The following is a 15,690-nucleotide window of genomic DNA, read 5'->3' as shown; positions in this document are numbered from 1 at the left end:
CCGGGGCTTCGAGCCACCGGTTAACCGCGCCGCCGGAGGTTGAGGAATGCCGATCGAAGTGCTGATGCCGGCGCTGTCGCCCACGATGACCGAGGGCAAGCTGGCGAAATGGGTCAAGAAGGAAGGTGACGAGGTCAAGTCCGGCGACGTGCTCGCCGAGATCGAGACCGACAAGGCGACCATGGAGGTCGAGGCGGTGGACGAAGGCCGCATCGGCAAGATCCTGGTGGCCGAGGGCACCGAAGGCGTGGCCGTGAACACGCCCATCGCCGTGATCCTGGGCGAGGGCGAGGACTCCACCCAGAACCTGTCCACCATCGAGGAGTCGTCGCCCAAGACCGTCGCCGAGCCGGTGGTCAAGGACACGGGCGCCCGCCCCGACGCCACCCTGCCGACCGGTCCGAACAAGGGTCCGGCCGCCGCCCCGCCGGCCAGCGACGAAGACAAGTTCTTCGACAAGGCGGTCAAGAAGACCGTCCGCGAGGCTCTGCGCGACGCCATGGCCGAGGAAATGCGCCGCGACCCGACCGTCTTCCTGATGGGTGAGGAAGTCGCGCAGTACCAGGGCGCCTACAAGGTCTCGCAGAACCTGCTCCAGGAATTCGGCCCCGACCGCGTGATCGATACGCCGATCACCGAATACGGCTTCGCCGGCCTGGGCGTTGGCGCCGCCTTCAAGGGCCTGCGCCCGATCGTCGAGTTCATGACGTTCAACTTCGCCATGCAGGCGATCGACCACATCGTGAACTCCGCCGCCAAGACGCTGTACATGTCCGGCGGCCAGATGGGCTGTCCGATCGTGTTCCGTGGTCCGAACGGTGCGGCCGCCCGCGTCGCCGCCCAGCACAGCCAGGACTTCACGCCCTGGTACGCCAGCATCCCGGGCCTGAAGGTGGTCGCCCCCTACTCGGCGTCCGACTTCAAGGGCCTGCTGAAGTCCGCGATCCGCGATCCGAACCCGGTCATATTCCTGGAGAACGAGATCCTCTACGGCCACAGCTTCGATGTGCCGGAGAGCGAGGACTTCATCGTTCCGATCGGGCGCGCCAAGATCCGCCGCGCCGGCACCGACGTGACGATCACCGCCCACTCGCTGATGGTCAGCTACGCGCTCGCCGCCGCCGACCTGCTGGAGAAGGAAGGCATCAGCGCAGAGGTCATCGACCTGCGCACGATCCGTCCGCTGGACGTCGAGACCATCGTCAACTCCGTCAAGAAGACCAACCGCCTCGTGTCCGTCGAGGAGGCTTGGCCGACCTGCAGCATCGGCTCCGAAATGGCCGCGCTGATGATGGAGCACGCCTTCGACTATCTGGATGCCCCGGTGATCCGCGTGAACGGCCTCGACGTGCCGATGCCCTACGCGGCGAACCTGGAAAAGCTCGTCCTTCCTTCGCCGGACCGCATCGCGGCCGCGGTGAAGAAAGCCTGCTACCGCTGAGGAGGGCGAGCCCATGACCATCCAAATCCTGATGCCCGCCCTCTCGCCGACCATGACCGAGGGCAACCTCGCCAAATGGCTGAAGAACGAGGGTGACTCGGTCAAGTCCGGCGATGTGATCGCCGAGATCGAAACCGACAAGGCCACCATGGAAGTCGAGGCGGTGGACGAAGGCCGCATCGGCAAGATCCTCGTCCAGGCCGGAACCCAGGGGGTGGCGGTGAACACCCCCATCGCCGTCCTGCTGGAGGAAGGCGAGGACGACAGCGCGCTCGCCAAGGGCGCTGCCCCGGCCGCCGGCACCGGCGGCTACGGCAGCCAGGGCGCCGGCGCTCCGCCCGCCGACCAAGCCGTCGCGCCGAAGTCGCCGGCCCCGGCCGCCGCTCCGGCCCAGCCGGCGAAGCAGGAGGCGGCCCCCGCCCATGGCGGCGGCAACCGCGTCTTCGCCAGCCCGCTGGCCCGTCGTCTGGCCGAACAGGCCGGAATTGACCTAAATGCGGTTAAGGGCTCCGGCCCGAACGGCCGCATCGTCAAGGCCGACGTGGAAGCCGCCAAGGCCGGCGGTGGCGCCGCCCGCCCGTCCGCTGCTCCGCAGCCCGCGGCGGCTCCCGCTCCGGCGGCGGCCCCCGCCGCGGCTCCGGTGGCCAAGGCTCCGGCCGGCGTGGACGCGAAGGATCTTTCCGACAAGCTCGGCATGGCCTACACGCCGGTGCCGAACACGACCATGCGCAAGACCATCGCGCGCCGCCTCAGCGAGGCGAAGCAGACGGTCCCGCACTTCTACCTGACGATCGACTGCCAGCTCGACGCGCTGATGAAGGTGCGTGCGGAGCTGAACGGCCGGTCCGACGCCTACAAGCTGTCGGTCAACGACTTCGTCATCCGGGCCGTGGCTCTGGCGCTGAAGAAGGTACCGGCCGCCAACGCCGCCTGGAGCGACGAAGCGATCCTCCAGTACGAGCACGCCGACGTGTCGGTGGCCGTCGCCACACCGACCGGCCTCATCACGCCGATCATCAAGAAGGCGGAAGGCAAGGGGCTCGCCCAGATCTCCAACGAGATGAAGGACCTCGCCAAGCGCGCCCGCGACGGCAAGCTGAAGCCTGAGGAGTTCCAGGGCGGCACCTTCTCCGTCTCCAACCTCGGCATGTTCGGGGTGCGGGAGTTCGCGGCGATCATCAACCCGCCGCAGGGCTGCATCCTGGCGGTGGGTGCCGGTGAGCAGCGGCCCATCGTGAAGGATGGCGCGCTCGCCATCGCCACGATGATGAGCTGCACGCTGTCCGTGGACCATCGCGTGGTTGACGGCGCCGTCGGGGCGGAGTTCCTGGCTGCTTTCAAGAAGCTGATCGAAGACCCGCTCAGCATGCTCTTGTAAGCGAGGACCGGATCAATGAGCGCCAGCCTCTCCCCTCTGCGCGCGGAAATCGACGCACTGGATGCGGAGATCATCGACCTGCTGGGACGGCGTTTCGACGTCGTCCGGCGCGTCGCCGTCATCAAGCAGAGGGAGGGGCTGCCCTCCGTCCTGCCCGACCGCGTCGAAGCGGTGAAGGACAGGGCGGCGGCGCTGGGCCAGGTCCAGGGGCTCGATCCGGGCTTCATGAAGACGCTTTACCAAACGATCATCGACGAGGCCTGCCGGGTCGAAGAGGATTTCTTTGCCTCCTGCGCCGCCGCGACGGCGGACGGCGCGCGCACGCCTTCGTCTCAGAGGGAGGAATAACCCTTGGCCGACATGAACTACGACGTCATCGTCATCGGCGGCGGTCCGGGCGGCTATGTGGCGGCGATCCGCGCCGCGCAGCTCGGCCTCAGCACCGCGGTGGTCGAGCGCGAAAACCTGGGCGGCATCTGCCTCAACTGGGGCTGCATCCCAACCAAGGCGCTGCTGCGCTCCGCCGAAGTGCTGCGCAACGCCAAGCACGCCGCCGACTACGGGCTGGTCATCCAGAACGCGTCCTTCGACCTGGACAAGGTCGTCCAGCGCTCCCGCAAGGTGGCCGGGCAGCTTAATGGCGGCGTCAAGCACCTGCTGAAGAAGAACAAGGTCGCCGTCATCGAGGGCGAGGCGAAGCTGCTCGGCAAGGGGCAGGTCGCCGTCGCAAAGAACGGCGCGTCGGTCGGCACCTTCGGCGCCAAGAACATCATCATCGCGACCGGCGCGCGGGCGCGCACCCTGCCGGGGCTGGAGGACGACGGGAAGCTCGTCTGGACCTACCGCAAGGCGATGACCCCGGACATCACGCCGAAGTCGCTGCTCGTCATCGGCTCCGGCGCCATCGGCATCGAATTCGCCAGCTTCTACAACGAGCTGGGCGCCAAGGTGACGGTGGTCGAGGTCGTGGACCGCATCCTGCCGGCCGAGGACGAGGAAATCTCGACCTTCGCCCGCAAGCAGTTCGAAAAGCAGGGCATGCGCATCATCACCGGCGCCAAGGCCGGCAACCTGCGCAAGACCGCGAACAACGTGACGGTGGCGGTCGAGGCCGGCGGCAAGACCGAGGACATCACGGTTGACCGCGTCATCCTGGCCGTGGGCATCGCGCCCAACACCGAAAACCTGGGCCTTGAGAACACCAAGGTGCAGACCGACCGCGGCCACATCAAGACCAACCAGTGGTGCCAGACCGACGAGCCGGGCGTCTACGCCATCGGCGACGTGACGGGCGCGCCGTGGCTCGCCCACAAGGCCAGCCACGAGGGCGTGATCACGGCGGAGCACATCGCCGGCAAGCACCCGCACCCGCTGGACGTGCGCAACATTCCGGGCTGCACTTACTCCCACCCGCAGGTGGCGTCCGTCGGCCTGACCGAGAAGAAGGCCAAGGAGGCCGGCTATGACGTGCGCGTCGGCCGTTTCCCCTTCATCGGCAACGGCAAGGCCATCGCGCTGGGCGAGGCGGACGGCATGGTGAAGACCATCTTCGACGCCAAGACCGGGGAGCTGCTGGGCGCCCACATGGTCGGGGCCGAGGTGACAGAACTGATCCAGGGCTACACGGTCGCCAAGACCATGGAGACCACCGAGAAGGAGCTGATGGAGACGGTGTTCCCGCACCCGACCCTGTCGGAAATGATGCACGAGTCCGTGCTTGATGCCTATGGCCGGGCGATCCACTTCTAGCTAGCATGCCGAGGTGACATCGACCGGTTGGGCTATGGACCGCACAAGCGCCGCGTACGACGAGGACTTCTACGCCTGGACCCAGGAACAGGCGGCGGAGCTTCGCCGTGCCGGCGCCGAACGCGCCAACACGCCGGCCAACACACGGATCGACTGGGCGAACGTCGCCGAGGAGATCGAGAGCATGGGGCGCAGTCAACGTTCGTTCATCCGGAACCGCCTTCTGGCCCTTCTGGTCCATGTGCTCAAATGGACCTATTGCCCGGAATTGCGGGAACGGTGCGAGCGGGGCTGGCGCTCGACGATCCGGGAACAGCGTCGTCGCCTGACGGACGAGTTGGCCGACAGCCCCAGCCTTCGCCCGTTCGCGCATGAGATTTTCGCCGGCGTCTATCGCAACGCGCGCGTCGAAGCGGCCGACGAGGCCGAGGTGGACCTTGGCCGGTTTCCGCTGGAACCGCCCTTCGCGCTTGACCAGGCGCTCGATCCGGCCTATCCGGCGGAGTTGTTTCCGCCGGAGTGGCGCGTGTGAGCGTACACCCGTTCAGCATCGGCGCTGCCCGTTGGCGGCCCGTTGGGAGCTATTGAGACCATGACCGTGGCCGATCAGCCCGATAAGCTTCGCCATCCCGAAAAGGCCCACAAGCCGGACAACCCCATCCAGCGCAAGCCCGCCTGGATCCGGGTGAAGGCACCGATGAGCCAGGAGTACAACGAGACCCGCCAGCTCATGCGCGGGCTCAAGCTCCACACCGTGTGCGAGGAGGCGGCCTGCCCGAACATCGGGGAGTGCTGGAAGCACAAGCACGCCACCTTCATGATCCTGGGCGCGATCTGCACGCGCGGCTGCGCCTTCTGCAACGTCGAGACGGGCCGCCCCGACAAGCTGGACCCGCACGAGCCGGACAACGTGGCGGAGGCGGTGGCACAGCTCAAGCTCAGCCACGTCGTCATCACCTCGGTGGACCGCGACGACCTGGAGGACGGCGGCGCGGATCATTTCGCGCGCACCATCCGGGCGATCCGCGTCGCCTCGCCGACCACGACCATCGAAATCCTGACCCCCGACTTTCAGAAGAAGAAGGGTGCCGTCGAGGTGGTGGTCGAGGCCAAGCCCGACGTCTTCAACCACAATCTGGAAACGTCCCCGCGCCTCTACCCGACGATCCGTCCGGGGGCGCGCTATTTCACCTCGCTGCAGCTGCTGGCGCGGGTGAAGGAGCTGGATCCGACGATCTTCACCAAGTCCGGCATCATGGTCGGGCTGGGCGAGACGAAGGAGGAGGTCGGGCAGGTGATGGACGACCTGCGCGCCGCGGACGTTGACTTCATGACCATCGGCCAGTACCTCCAACCGACGCCCAAGCACGCGGCGGTGGACCGGTTCGTGACTCCGGAAGAATTCCAGAGCTACGCAACTCTTGGCCGCGGCAAGGGTTTCCTGATGGTGGCCTCGACGCCGCTGACCCGCTCGTCCTACCACGCGGGCGCGGATTTCGAGAAGCTGCGGGAGGCTCGCCTCCGCAAGCTCGCATCCGCTGTGGGTTGAGGGCGCGGGCTGAGGGGCGGACATAGGAGAAACGGAGCGGGTATGCCGACGCACGCGGAAAAGAAGGTTCTTCCCTACACGCCGGAGCAGATGTACCGGCTCGTCGCCGATGTGGAGAAGTACCCGGAATTCCTGCCCTGGTGCCTGGCCGCCCGCATCCGCCGCCGCGAAGGCAACGTGATGTTCGCGGACCTCGTCATCGGCTTCAAGATGGTGCGGGAGCGCTTCACCTCCCGCGTCGAACTGAACGAGCCCGCGCGGCGCATCGACGTGCAGTACACCGAAGGGCCGTTCCAGTACCTGAACAACCACTGGATCTTCACCCCGCACGAGCGGGGCGTCTGCGTGGACTTCTACGTGGACTTCGAGTTCCGCTCGAAGATGCTGCAGAAGATCATGGGGGTGCTGTTCAACGAAGCGGTGCGCCGCATGGTGCAGGCCTTCGAGGCCCGCGCCGATCAGCTTTACGGCAACAGCGCCGTCCGCCCCACCGCTGCGCGGACGGCGTAAGCGAGTTCTCCCTCAGCGTAAGCTACCGCTTGGACGCGCCGCCTTCAGGCGCTCCAGGGCCGCTTGGACCGTGGCCATACGGATGGCTTCGCGGTCACCGGAGAAGGTGAATTCCTTGTGCTTGGCGGCGCCGCGCCGCACGGCCGTGGCGATGTAGACGCGTCCGACCGGCTTTTCCGGCGTGCCGCCGCCCGGTCCGGCAACGCCGGTGACCGCCACGGAAACGTCCGCCTTCGACTTTGCCAGCGCGCCAACCGCCATCGCCACCGCCACTTCCGCGCTGACCGCTCCGTGGGCGAGGATCAGGCTCGGCGGGACGCCCAGCATCTCCGACTTCGCCACGTTCGAATAGGTGACGAAGCCGCGTTCCACGACCTTGGATGAGCCGGGAATGTCCGTCAGCGCCCCGGCGATCAGGCCGCCGGTGCAGGATTCGGCGGTCGCCAGGGTGTAGCCGGCCAGTTCGAACTCGGCGAGCAGCTTGGCGGCGAATTCGCGGATGTGCTGGGGGAACATGCGGGAGGCCCTCTCTTCCGTGCGCGCCGACTTTAGCCCGGCAGCCGCACCGTCGCCACCGCTTGCGCGGCGATGCCCTCGCCACGGCCGGTGAAGCCCAGCCGTTCGGTCGTCGTGGCCTTCACGCTGACGCGGTCGGCCGGCATGCCCAGAATTTCGGCGATGCGCGCGGCCATGGCCTCGCGGTGGGGGCCGACCTTGGGGCGTTCGCAGATGATGGTGACGTCCACATGGGCGATGCGCCCGCCGCGCGCCGTCACCAGGTCCCCCGCATGGCGGAGGAAGAGCCCGCTGTCCGCGCCGCGCCACTGCGGGTCGCTGGGCGGGAAGTGGCTGCCGATGTCGCCGGCGCACAGCGCGCCCAGGATCGCGTCGGTCAGCGCGTGCAGCCCGACATCGGCGTCGGAATGGCCTTCCAGCTTGTGCGTGTGCGGAACGCGCACGCCGCACAGGGTGACGTGGTCGCCCCCGGTGAAGCGGTGCACGTCGAAGCCCATGCCCGTGCGGATGTCCGACAGTTGGCTGTCGAGGATTTGGGCGGCGCGGGTCAGGTCGTCGGGGGTCGTCACCTTGAAATTCTCCTCCCTGGCGGGCACCAGCGCGACGGGCAGTCCGGCGTGCTCGGCCACGGCCGCGTCGTCGGTCAACTCCAGGCCGACCGTTGCGCGGTGGGCGGCCAGAATGTCGGGAAAGCGGAAGCCCTGCGGCGTCTGGGCGCGCCACAGGCCGGCGCGGTCCACGGTGTCGGCGACCAAGCCGTCGCGTCCGCGCTTCAGCGTGTCGGCAACCGGAACGGCGGCGATGGCGGCCGGATGCGTGCCGAGCGCGCCGATGACCGACGAGACCGTCTCCGCAGCGATCAGCGGGCGCGCCGCGTCGTGAATCAGAACAAGATCCGGTGCCGATTCGGCCAGCCGTTCCAGCCCGTTGCGGACCGAGTCCTGCCGCGTCGCCCCGCCGGCCACCGGTTCCGGCAGATCCAGGCCGGCGACGGCGGCCTCGTAAAGGTCACGAAACGCCGGGTTGATCACGACCTGGACCGCGCTCACCTGGGGATGGCGCAGAAAGGCCTCCACGGTGCGGCGCAGCACCGGGCGTCCGGCGAGGTCCAGATACTGTTTCGGGCGCTCGGCGCCGAACCGCTGGCCGGTGCCGGCGGCGACGATCAGCGCGATGCAGGAAGGCATGGGACGGATCCGTACCGTTTGGGCTATATGTGTTTGGCGCGTAATCATTTAGGCGCTTGACGGAAGCGTGACGGAGCCTAGCCTGTCCCCAGCGATCCGCCAAGGCCCCTGGGAAAAGCCTGAGGGCAACGGACGTTCAGGATCGGGAAGGGCACGGGTCCGCCGCATGTCGCAGAACATCGTCTACAGCCTGACCGCTCTGTTGGCGCTGTTGCCGGCGTCCGTCTATCCCTACCGCCGGATTGCGGGGCAGGGTGGGGAAGGGCGGTCGCCCTATTTCTGGGGCGCGCTGCTGCTTGGCTTCGCCGGTCCCGCCCTGTGGTCGCTGACCCAGATCGCCGGACGCTGGCACACCGGCCTGTCCACCGCCCTGTGGGTGACGATCGCCGCCTGCATGCTGCTGTTCATGGCGCTCAGCGCCCTGACGCGCTCCGCGTGGCGGCTGTCGCCGCTGCTGCTGCCCTACCTGCTGCTGGTCGGCGCCTTCGCCACGCTGGCCGAGGAGGCACCGGCCCCGCTGCTGCGCGGTGGTGCGCCGGGCATCTGGATCGACCTGCACATCGCGGTGTCGGTCATCACCTACGCGCTGCTGACGCTGGGGGCGGTCGCCTCGCTCGCCGCCTTCCTTCAGGAGCGTGCGCTGAAAGCCAAGCGTCCGACGCCGCTGACCCGCTTCCTGCCCCCGGTCGCCGAGAGCGAACGGCTGCAACTGACCCTGCTCGGCGCGTCGGAAGCCGTGCTGGGTGCCGGGCTCGCCACCGGCATGGCGGTGCTCTATTACGAGCAGGGCATCTTGCTGCGGCTGGACCACAAGACGTTGCTGTCGGTCGCAACCTTCGTGGTCCTCGGCGGGCTGCTGCTGGCGCATGCCCGGACCGGGGTGCGCGGACGGAAGGCGACGCGGCTCGTGCTGATTGCCTATTTGTTGCTCACCCTCGCGTATCCGGGCGTAAAGTTCGTCACGGACGTTCTTCTCGGCTAATCTCTGTGCATGGCAGCCACCCCGACGCACAGGCGTTGGGCACTTGCAACGCGCCGAATCGGTGTGCTAGCCTGCTCAAAATCTCATCATATAGTCCTTATGCCCATCAATTGGGCAAGGTGAACATGACCATTCAAATCGGCTCCATCGCGCTCGACGGTCCGGTGATCCTCGCCCCTATGTCCGGCGTGACGGACCTTCCCTTTCGCCGCCTCGTGAAGAGGGCCGGCTGTGGGCTTGTCGTGTCCGAAATGGTCGCCAGCCAGGCGATGATCCGGGAGAACCGGCAGACCCTGCGCATGGTGGAGTGCGAACCCGAACAGTTCCCGATGGCGGTCCAACTGGCCGGCTGTGAGCCGGAGGTGATGGCGGACGCCGCCCGGCTGAACGAGGATCGCGGCGCGGCGATCATCGACATCAACTTCGGCTGCCCGGTGAAGAAGGTGGTCAACGGCCACGCCGGCTCCTCCCTGATGCGGGACGAGGCGCTCGCCGCGCGCATCCTGGAGGCCACCGCCAGGGCCGTGTCGATCCCCGTGACGCTGAAGATGCGCAAGGGCTGGGACGCGAACAGCCTGAACGCGCCGCGGCTGGCCCGCATCGCCGAGGACTGCGGGATCCGGATGGTTACCGTGCACGGCCGCACCCGCGACCAGTTCTACCACGGCACCGCCGACTGGGCCTTTATCCGCAAGGTGAAGGAGGCGGTGAGCATCCCCGTGGTCGTGAACGGCGACATCACGGATTTCGACGCCGTGGACCGCGCGCTCGCGGAATCCGGCGCCGACGGCGTGATGATCGGGCGGGGTTGCTACGGGCGGCCCTGGTTCCCGGCGCAGGTCATGCACTATCTGCGCACGGGGGAGCGGCTGCCCGATCCGCCGCTGCACGAACAGCTCGACACGCTGCTGGAGCACTACGACGCCATGCTGAGCCATTACGGCGTCGAGGGTGGCCTGCGCGTCGCCCGCAAGCACATCTCCTGGTATTCCACGGGTCTGCGCGATTCGGCCGAATTCCGGCAGGATGTCAACCGCCTGTCCAATCCGGAGGCGGTGCGCGGCCTCATCCGCGACTTCTACGCCCCGGTGATCGAAAGGATGGCTGCCTGATGGCCCGCAGTTCCGCCGCCACGCCGCTCCGCCGCCCGGTGCGGCCCCAGGCACCGTCGTCCTTCCGCCCGTCCCGCATCGACCCGTCGGTGGTGCTGGCGGCTCTGCCCGATCCCGTGCTGGTGGTCGACGGCGCCGGGGACATCCGCTACGTGAACCTGGAGGCGCAGGAGTTCTTCGACCTGTCCTCCGCCATGATGGAAGGCATGCCGCTGGCCGACCTGCTGCCGCCCGACAGCCCGGTGATGGGCCTGATCGAGCAGGTGCAGATGGGCCGGCGCCGCGTCTCGCAGGAGGGCGTGGTCATCGACACGCCGCGCATCGGCCCGCATCACGTCACCCTGCGCGTGACCGCGATGGGCGAGCCCGCCGACCATGTGCTGGTGACGATCAACGAGCGCAGCATCGCCCGCAAGATCGACAACTCCCTGACGCACCGCAACGCCGCCCGCTCGGTCACGGCCATGGCCTCCATGCTGGCGCACGAGGTGAAGAACCCGCTGTCCGGCATCCGCGGGGCCGCGCAGCTGCTGGAAGAGAATTGCGACGAGGCGGACCGCGTGCTGACCCGCCTGATCTGCGACGAGGCGGACCGCATCGTCGCCCTGGTCAACCGGATGGAGGTCTTCTCCGACCAGCGCCCGCTGGAGCGCAGCGCGGTGAACATCCACACGGTGCTGGAGCATGTGCGCAAGGTGGCGCAGAGCGGCTTTGCGCGGAACATCCGCTTCATCGAGCGCTATGACCCGTCTCTGCCGCCGGTGTACGGCCATCGGGATCAGCTCATCCAGATTTTCCTGAACCTGATTAAAAATGCGGCAGAAGCTGCCCCGGATCCGGGCGGCGAGATCGTGCTCAGCACATCTTATCAGCACGGCGTGCGCATGGCGCTTCCCGGCGGCGACACGCGCCTGCATCTGCCGTTGCTCGTATCCGTTCAGGATAATGGGGACGGCATACCCGAGGATCTGCGGTCGAACCTGTTCGATCCCTTCGTCACGACGAAGGTCAACGGAACTGGCCTTGGTCTTGCATTGGTGGCGAAAATCGTCGGCGACCACGGCGGCGTCATCGAGTTTGACAGTCAGCCGCGCCGCACCGTCTTCAAGGTCTCGCTACCCATGTACGATGAATCGCAGATTTCCAGCGATCCCGTCCCGGCCAGAGGCGTTCGAGGGACTCGGCGATGAGCGCGGCCACGATTCTCGTCGCGGACGACGATCGCGCGATCCGCACCGTGCTCACCCAGGCGCTCGCCCGCCTCGGCCATGAGGTCCGCACCACCGGCAACGCCTCCACGCTGTGGCGCTGGGTGGCGGACGGGCAGGGCGACCTCATCATCACCGACGTGGTGATGCCGGACGAGAACGGCCTGGACCTGATCCCACGCATCAAGAAGATCCGGCCGGACCTGCGCGTCATCGTGATGAGCGCGCAGAACACGCTGATCACCGCCGTGAAGGCGGCGGAGCGCGGCGCCTTCGAATACCTGCCCAAGCCCTTCGACCTGAAGGAACTGGTGTCGGTGGTGGAGCGCGCGCTGAACTCCAACACCCCGCTGGCGCCTCTGCCCGCCGACGCCGGGGAGTCGGACGAGCAACTGCCGCTGATCGGCCGCTCGCCGGCCATGCAGGAGATCTACCGCGTCCTTGCCCGTTTGATGGGCACCGACCTGACCGTGACCATCACCGGCGAGTCCGGCACCGGCAAGGAACTGGTGGCGCGCGCGCTGCACGACTACGGCAAGCGCCGCAACGGCCCCTTCGTCGCCATCAACATGGCGGCCATCCCGCGCGAGCTGATCGAGTCCGAGCTGTTCGGCCACGAGAAGGGCGCCTTCACCGGCGCCACCAATCGCTCGACCGGCCGGTTCGAGCAGGCGCAGGGTGGCACCCTGTTCCTGGACGAAATCGGCGACATGCCGATCGAGGCGCAGACGCGCCTGCTGCGCGTGCTGCAGGAAGGCGAATACACCACCGTCGGCGGGCGCACGCCCATCAAGACGGACGTGCGCATCGTCGCCGCGACCCACCGCGACCTGCGCACGCTGATCCGCCAGGGCCTGTTCCGCGAGGATCTGTTCTATCGCCTCTGCGTCGTTCCCATCCGCCTTCCGCCGCTGCGCGAGCGCACGGAGGACGTGCCGCTGCTGGTCCGCCATTTCCTGAACCAGTGTGCGTCGCAGGGCCTGCCGGTCAAGAGCATCGACCAGCCGGCCATGGACCGGATGAAGCGCTACCGCTGGCCCGGCAACGTGCGCGAGCTGGAAAACCTCGTCCGCCGCCTTGCCGCCCTTTATTCGCAGGAGGTCATCAGCCTCGACGTGATCGAGGCGGAATTGGCCGACGCCACGCCGGCCGCCCAGCCGGTCGAGGAACCGCAGGGGGAGGGCCTGTCCTCCGCCGTGGAGCGCCATCTGAAGGACTATTTCGCCGCGCACAAGGACGGAATGCCGTCGAACGGCCTCTACGACCGGGTGCTGCGCGAGGTGGAACGCCCCCTGATCTCGCTCAGCCTCTCCGCCACGCGGGGCAACCAGATCAAGGCGGCGCAGCTCCTCGGGTTGAACCGCAACACGCTGCGCAAGAAGATTCGCGATCTGGATATCCAGGTGGTGCGCGGGCTGAAGTAGCGCAAAAGAAGAGAGGCGGGAAAACGTGTTTTTCCGCCTCTCAACAACCGTCATCCCCGCGAAGGCGGGGATCCAGAACTCCGCACATTGGTGCTGGTGCGCTCTGGATCCCCGCTTTCGCGGGGATGACATTTTGGCGGTGTCGGAGATGAGGCGTGGTGGAGTTCCAACCGACGCCTCTCCTTCCGAGACTACCGCTTCTTGCCGGCCTGGGCTCGCGCGAAGGCTTCCGCGAAGGCGTTGTTGATCGGCTCCGGGGCCTTGGCGGGCTTCGGGGCCGGCTTGGCCTGCGCGGGCTTTCCGGCGGGCGCGCCGCGCCGGTCGTCCCGGCGGTCGTCCCGGCGGTCATCCCGATTGCGATCATCCCGGGGGCGCTCGGAACGCTGACCTTGCGGGCGCTCGGCGCGGGGGGCGGCCTCGGTCAGGCGCATGGTCAGGCCGATGCGCTTGCGGGGGATGTCCACCTCAAGCACCTTGACCTTCACGATGTCGCCCGCCTTAACGACCGTGTGAGGATCCTTCACGAAGTTGTTGGAAAGCTGGGAAATGTGGACCAGCCCGTCCTGGTGAACGCCGATGTCCACGAAGGCGCCGAAGGCGGTGACGTTGGTGACGACGCCCTCCAGCACCATGTCCGGCTGGAGGTCCTTCAGCTCCTCCACGCCTTCCTTGAACTCGGCGGTCTTGAACTCGGGGCGCGGGTCGCGGCCGGGCTTTTCCAGCTCCTTCAGGATGTCCTCGACGGTCGGCACGCCGAAGCGCTCGTCCGTGAACTCCTCGGCGTTGAGGGAGCGCAGGAAGCGCGCGTCGCCGATGACGCTGCCGAGATCCTTGCCGGTCTTCTTCAGGATGCGCTCGATCAGCGGATAGGCTTCCGGGTGAACCGCGGAGCTGTCGAGCGGGTTCTCGCCCTCACGGATGCGCAGGAAGCCGGCCGCCTGCTCGAAGGTCTTCGGGCCGAGGCGCGGCACCTCCAGCAATTGCTTGCGGGAGCGGAAGGCGCCGTTCTGGTCGCGGAACTCGACGATGTTGCGGGCGATCGTCTCGTTCAGGCCGGACACGCGGGTCAGCAGCGGGATGGAGGCCGTGTTCAGGTCCACGCCAACCGCGTTCACGCAGTCCTCGACCACCGCTTCCAGCGAGCGGGCGAGCTTGCCGGCCTGGACATCGTGCTGGTACTGGCCGACGCCGATGGACTTCGGCTCGATCTTCACCAACTCGGCCAGCGGATCCTGGAGGCGGCGGGCGATGGAGACCGCACCCCGCAAGGACACGTCCAGCTTCGGAAACTCCGCCGCGGCGGTCTCGGACGCCGAATAGACCGACGCGCCGGCCTCGCTGACCATCAGCTTGGTCAGCTTCAGTTCCGGATGGCGCTTGAAGAGGTCGGCGACCAGCTTGTCCGTCTCACGGCTGGCCGTACCGTTGCCGATGGAGATCAGTTCCGCCTTGTGGCGCACCGCCAGCGCCGCCAGCACGGCGATGGAGCCGTCCCAGTCGTTCTTCGGCTGGTGCGGGTAGATGGTCGTGGTGTCGACCAGCTTGCCGGTGGCGTCCACCACCGCGACCTTCACGCCGGTGCGGATGCCGGGGTCCAGGCCGATGGTCGTGCGCGGACCGGCGGGAGCGGCCAGCAGCAGGTCGTGCAGGTTGCGGGCGAAGACGCGGATCGCCTCGTCCTCCGCGCGTTCGCGCAGGTCGCCCATCAGGTCGGTTTCGACATGCGGGCCGATCTTCAGCTTCCAGGTCCAGCGGACCACGTCGGACAGCCACTTGTCGGCCGGGCGGCCCTGATCGCGGATGCCGGTGTGGGCGGCGATGGTGCGCTCGGCCGGGTGGGGCTGGCCTTCCTCGACCGGCAGGTCCAGGCGGATGTCCAGCACGCCCTGCGTCCGGCCGCGGAACAGCGCCAGCGCCCGGTGCGAGGGGACCTTCGCCCAAGGCTCGTCGAAGTCAAAGTAATCGGAGAACTTGGCGCCCTCGGCGCGCTTCTCCTCGATCACCTTGGAGGTGACGACGCCCTTGTCCGCCATGACGGAGCGGAGCTTGCCGACCAGTTCGGCGTCCTCGCCGAAGCGCTCCACCAGGATGTGGCGGGCGCCGTCCAGCGCGGCCTTCACGTCGGCCACACCCTTGTCGGCGCTGACGTAGGCGGCGGCCTCGGCCTCCGGGGCCTTCGCCGGGTCGGACAGCAGCAGGTCCGCCAGCGGCTCCAACCCGGCCTCGCGGGCGATCTGCGCCTTGGTGCGGCGCTTCGGCTTGTAGGGGAGGTAGAGGTCTTCCAGGCGGGTCTTGGTGTCGGCCTGCTTGACCTGAAGTTCCAGCTCCGGCGTCAGCTTGCCCTGCTCCTGGATGGAGGAGAGGATCGCGGTGCGGCGGTCTTCCAACTCGCGCAGGTAGCCGAGTCGCTCCTCCAGCCCGCGCAGTTGCGTGTCGTCGAGCCCGCCCGTGGCCTCCTTGCGGTAACGGGCGATGAAGGGAACCGTCGAACCCTCGTCGAGCAGCTTGACGGCCGAGGCGACCTGGGACTCGCGAACCGAAAGCTCGTCGGCGATGCGCTGGCTGATGGACAGCATGGAAAACCGGTGACTGGTGAAGGACAAGGCCGGTCCTATAGCGCGAAGGGAGTGCCCC

The 15,690-nt window shown here is 67.7% G+C and carries 14 protein-coding genes; 11 read left to right on the top strand and 3 right to left on the bottom strand.

Features of this window, described 5'->3' with window-relative positions; genetic code table 11:
• Positions 1 to 46 precede the first annotated feature (46 nt).
• From ACSVC7_RS13015 to ACSVC7_RS12985, 7 genes are read left to right on the top strand one after another with little or no spacing between them, the layout of a single operon-like run.
• On the top strand, positions 47 to 1,441 hold the full coding sequence (locus tag ACSVC7_RS13015; RefSeq protein WP_448204769.1) for a pyruvate dehydrogenase complex E1 component subunit beta: 1,395 nt from the start codon (positions 47 to 49) through the stop codon (positions 1,439 to 1,441).
• Between the two features lie 13 nt (positions 1,442 to 1,454).
• Positions 1,455 to 2,819 (top strand): pyruvate dehydrogenase complex dihydrolipoamide acetyltransferase, encoded by a 1,365-nt coding sequence (locus tag ACSVC7_RS13010; RefSeq protein ID WP_448204770.1) that lies wholly within the window; start codon positions 1,455 to 1,457, stop codon positions 2,817 to 2,819.
• A gap of 15 nt (positions 2,820 to 2,834) precedes the next feature.
• Positions 2,835 to 3,167, top strand: coding sequence for a chorismate mutase (locus ACSVC7_RS13005; protein ID WP_448204771.1), 333 nt, complete (start codon positions 2,835 to 2,837; stop codon positions 3,165 to 3,167).
• Positions 3,168 to 3,170: 3 nt separating this feature from the next.
• Positions 3,171 to 4,568: a dihydrolipoyl dehydrogenase gene (gene lpdA, locus ACSVC7_RS13000; protein WP_448204772.1), complete on the top strand. Its 1,398-nt coding sequence runs from the start codon at positions 3,171 to 3,173 to the stop codon at positions 4,566 to 4,568.
• A gap of 34 nt (positions 4,569 to 4,602) precedes the next feature.
• Positions 4,603 to 5,100, top strand: a complete 498-nt coding sequence (locus ACSVC7_RS12995; RefSeq protein ID WP_448204773.1) for a DUF29 domain-containing protein — start codon at positions 4,603 to 4,605, stop codon at positions 5,098 to 5,100.
• A gap of 60 nt (positions 5,101 to 5,160) precedes the next feature.
• Complete coding sequence (lipA, locus tag ACSVC7_RS12990; protein WP_448204774.1) at positions 5,161 to 6,117, top strand: lipoyl synthase; 957 nt, start codon at positions 5,161 to 5,163, stop codon at positions 6,115 to 6,117.
• A 42-nt stretch (positions 6,118 to 6,159) separates the two neighbouring features.
• Entirely contained in the window at positions 6,160 to 6,627 is a 468-nt protein-coding gene (locus ACSVC7_RS12985) for a type II toxin-antitoxin system RatA family toxin (protein ID WP_448204775.1), read from the top strand.
• Positions 6,628 to 6,639: 12 nt separating this feature from the next.
• Here the strand turns inward: ACSVC7_RS12985 and ACSVC7_RS12980 are convergent, their stop codons facing one another.
• Positions 6,640 to 7,143 (bottom strand): CinA family protein, encoded by a 504-nt coding sequence (locus ACSVC7_RS12980; RefSeq protein WP_448204776.1) that lies wholly within the window; start codon positions 7,141 to 7,143, stop codon positions 6,640 to 6,642.
• Between the two features lie 32 nt (positions 7,144 to 7,175).
• Positions 7,176 to 8,330, bottom strand: a complete 1,155-nt coding sequence (locus tag ACSVC7_RS12975) for a bifunctional 2-C-methyl-D-erythritol 4-phosphate cytidylyltransferase/2-C-methyl-D-erythritol 2,4-cyclodiphosphate synthase (RefSeq protein ID WP_448204777.1) — start codon at positions 8,328 to 8,330, stop codon at positions 7,176 to 7,178.
• Between the two features lie 166 nt (positions 8,331 to 8,496).
• On the opposite strand from ACSVC7_RS12975, the gene ACSVC7_RS12970 reads away from it, so the two are divergent.
• The 4 genes from ACSVC7_RS12970 (at position 8,497) to ntrC (ending at position 13,056) form a co-directional block, all read left to right on the top strand.
• Complete coding sequence (locus ACSVC7_RS12970; protein ID WP_448204778.1) at positions 8,497 to 9,312, top strand: cytochrome C assembly family protein; 816 nt, start codon at positions 8,497 to 8,499, stop codon at positions 9,310 to 9,312.
• Between the two features lie 125 nt (positions 9,313 to 9,437).
• A complete protein-coding gene (gene dusB, locus ACSVC7_RS12965; RefSeq protein WP_448204779.1) occupies positions 9,438 to 10,424 on the top strand; it encodes a tRNA dihydrouridine synthase DusB in 987 nt (328 codons plus the stop codon).
• Entirely contained in the window at positions 10,424 to 11,614 is a 1,191-nt protein-coding gene (locus tag ACSVC7_RS12960; RefSeq protein WP_448204780.1) for a two-component system sensor histidine kinase NtrB, read from the top strand. The genes dusB and ACSVC7_RS12960 overlap by 1 nt, the downstream gene beginning before the upstream one ends.
• The gene (ntrC, locus tag ACSVC7_RS12955; RefSeq protein WP_448204781.1) at positions 11,611 to 13,056 is read left to right on the top strand and encodes a nitrogen regulation protein NR(I); all 1,446 of its coding nucleotides are present in this window, start codon (positions 11,611 to 11,613) and stop codon (positions 13,054 to 13,056) included. Before ACSVC7_RS12960 ends, ntrC begins: the two co-directional genes overlap by 4 nt.
• 191 nt (positions 13,057 to 13,247) lie before the next feature.
• On the opposite strand, the gene ACSVC7_RS12950 is transcribed toward ntrC, so the two are convergent.
• Complete coding sequence (locus ACSVC7_RS12950) at positions 13,248 to 15,632, bottom strand: Tex family protein (protein WP_448204838.1); 2,385 nt, start codon at positions 15,630 to 15,632, stop codon at positions 13,248 to 13,250.
• Positions 15,633 to 15,690: the final 58 nt, after the last annotated feature.

The organism is Azospirillum mesophilum (genome assembly GCF_053470405.2).
Note: the sequence above shows the minus strand (reverse complement) of the source record. Positions and strands in the feature narration are given on the sequence as shown.

Coding starts and splice junctions, on each gene's coding strand:
- ACSVC7_RS13015 (WP_448204769.1), top strand. CDS start 47: ATGCCGATCGAAGTGCTGATGCCGGCGCTGTCGCCCACGATGACCGAG.
- ACSVC7_RS13010 (WP_448204770.1), top strand. CDS start 1,455: ATGACCATCCAAATCCTGATGCCCGCCCTCTCGCCGACCATGACCGAG.
- ACSVC7_RS13005 (WP_448204771.1), top strand. CDS start 2,835: ATGAGCGCCAGCCTCTCCCCTCTGCGCGCGGAAATCGACGCACTGGAT.
- ACSVC7_RS12995 (WP_448204773.1), top strand. CDS start 4,603: ATGGACCGCACAAGCGCCGCGTACGACGAGGACTTCTACGCCTGGACC.
- lipA (WP_448204774.1), top strand. CDS start 5,161: ATGACCGTGGCCGATCAGCCCGATAAGCTTCGCCATCCCGAAAAGGCC.
- ACSVC7_RS12985 (WP_448204775.1), top strand. CDS start 6,160: ATGCCGACGCACGCGGAAAAGAAGGTTCTTCCCTACACGCCGGAGCAG.
- ACSVC7_RS12980 (WP_448204776.1), bottom strand. CDS start 7,143: ATGTTCCCCCAGCACATCCGCGAATTCGCCGCCAAGCTGCTCGCCGAG.
- ACSVC7_RS12975 (WP_448204777.1), bottom strand. CDS start 8,330: ATGCCTTCCTGCATCGCGCTGATCGTCGCCGCCGGCACCGGCCAGCGG.
- ACSVC7_RS12970 (WP_448204778.1), top strand. CDS start 8,497: ATGTCGCAGAACATCGTCTACAGCCTGACCGCTCTGTTGGCGCTGTTG.
- dusB (WP_448204779.1), top strand. CDS start 9,438: ATGACCATTCAAATCGGCTCCATCGCGCTCGACGGTCCGGTGATCCTC.
- ACSVC7_RS12960 (WP_448204780.1), top strand. CDS start 10,424: ATGGCCCGCAGTTCCGCCGCCACGCCGCTCCGCCGCCCGGTGCGGCCC.
- ntrC (WP_448204781.1), top strand. CDS start 11,611: ATGAGCGCGGCCACGATTCTCGTCGCGGACGACGATCGCGCGATCCGC.
- ACSVC7_RS12950 (WP_448204838.1), bottom strand. CDS start 15,632: ATGCTGTCCATCAGCCAGCGCATCGCCGACGAGCTTTCGGTTCGCGAG.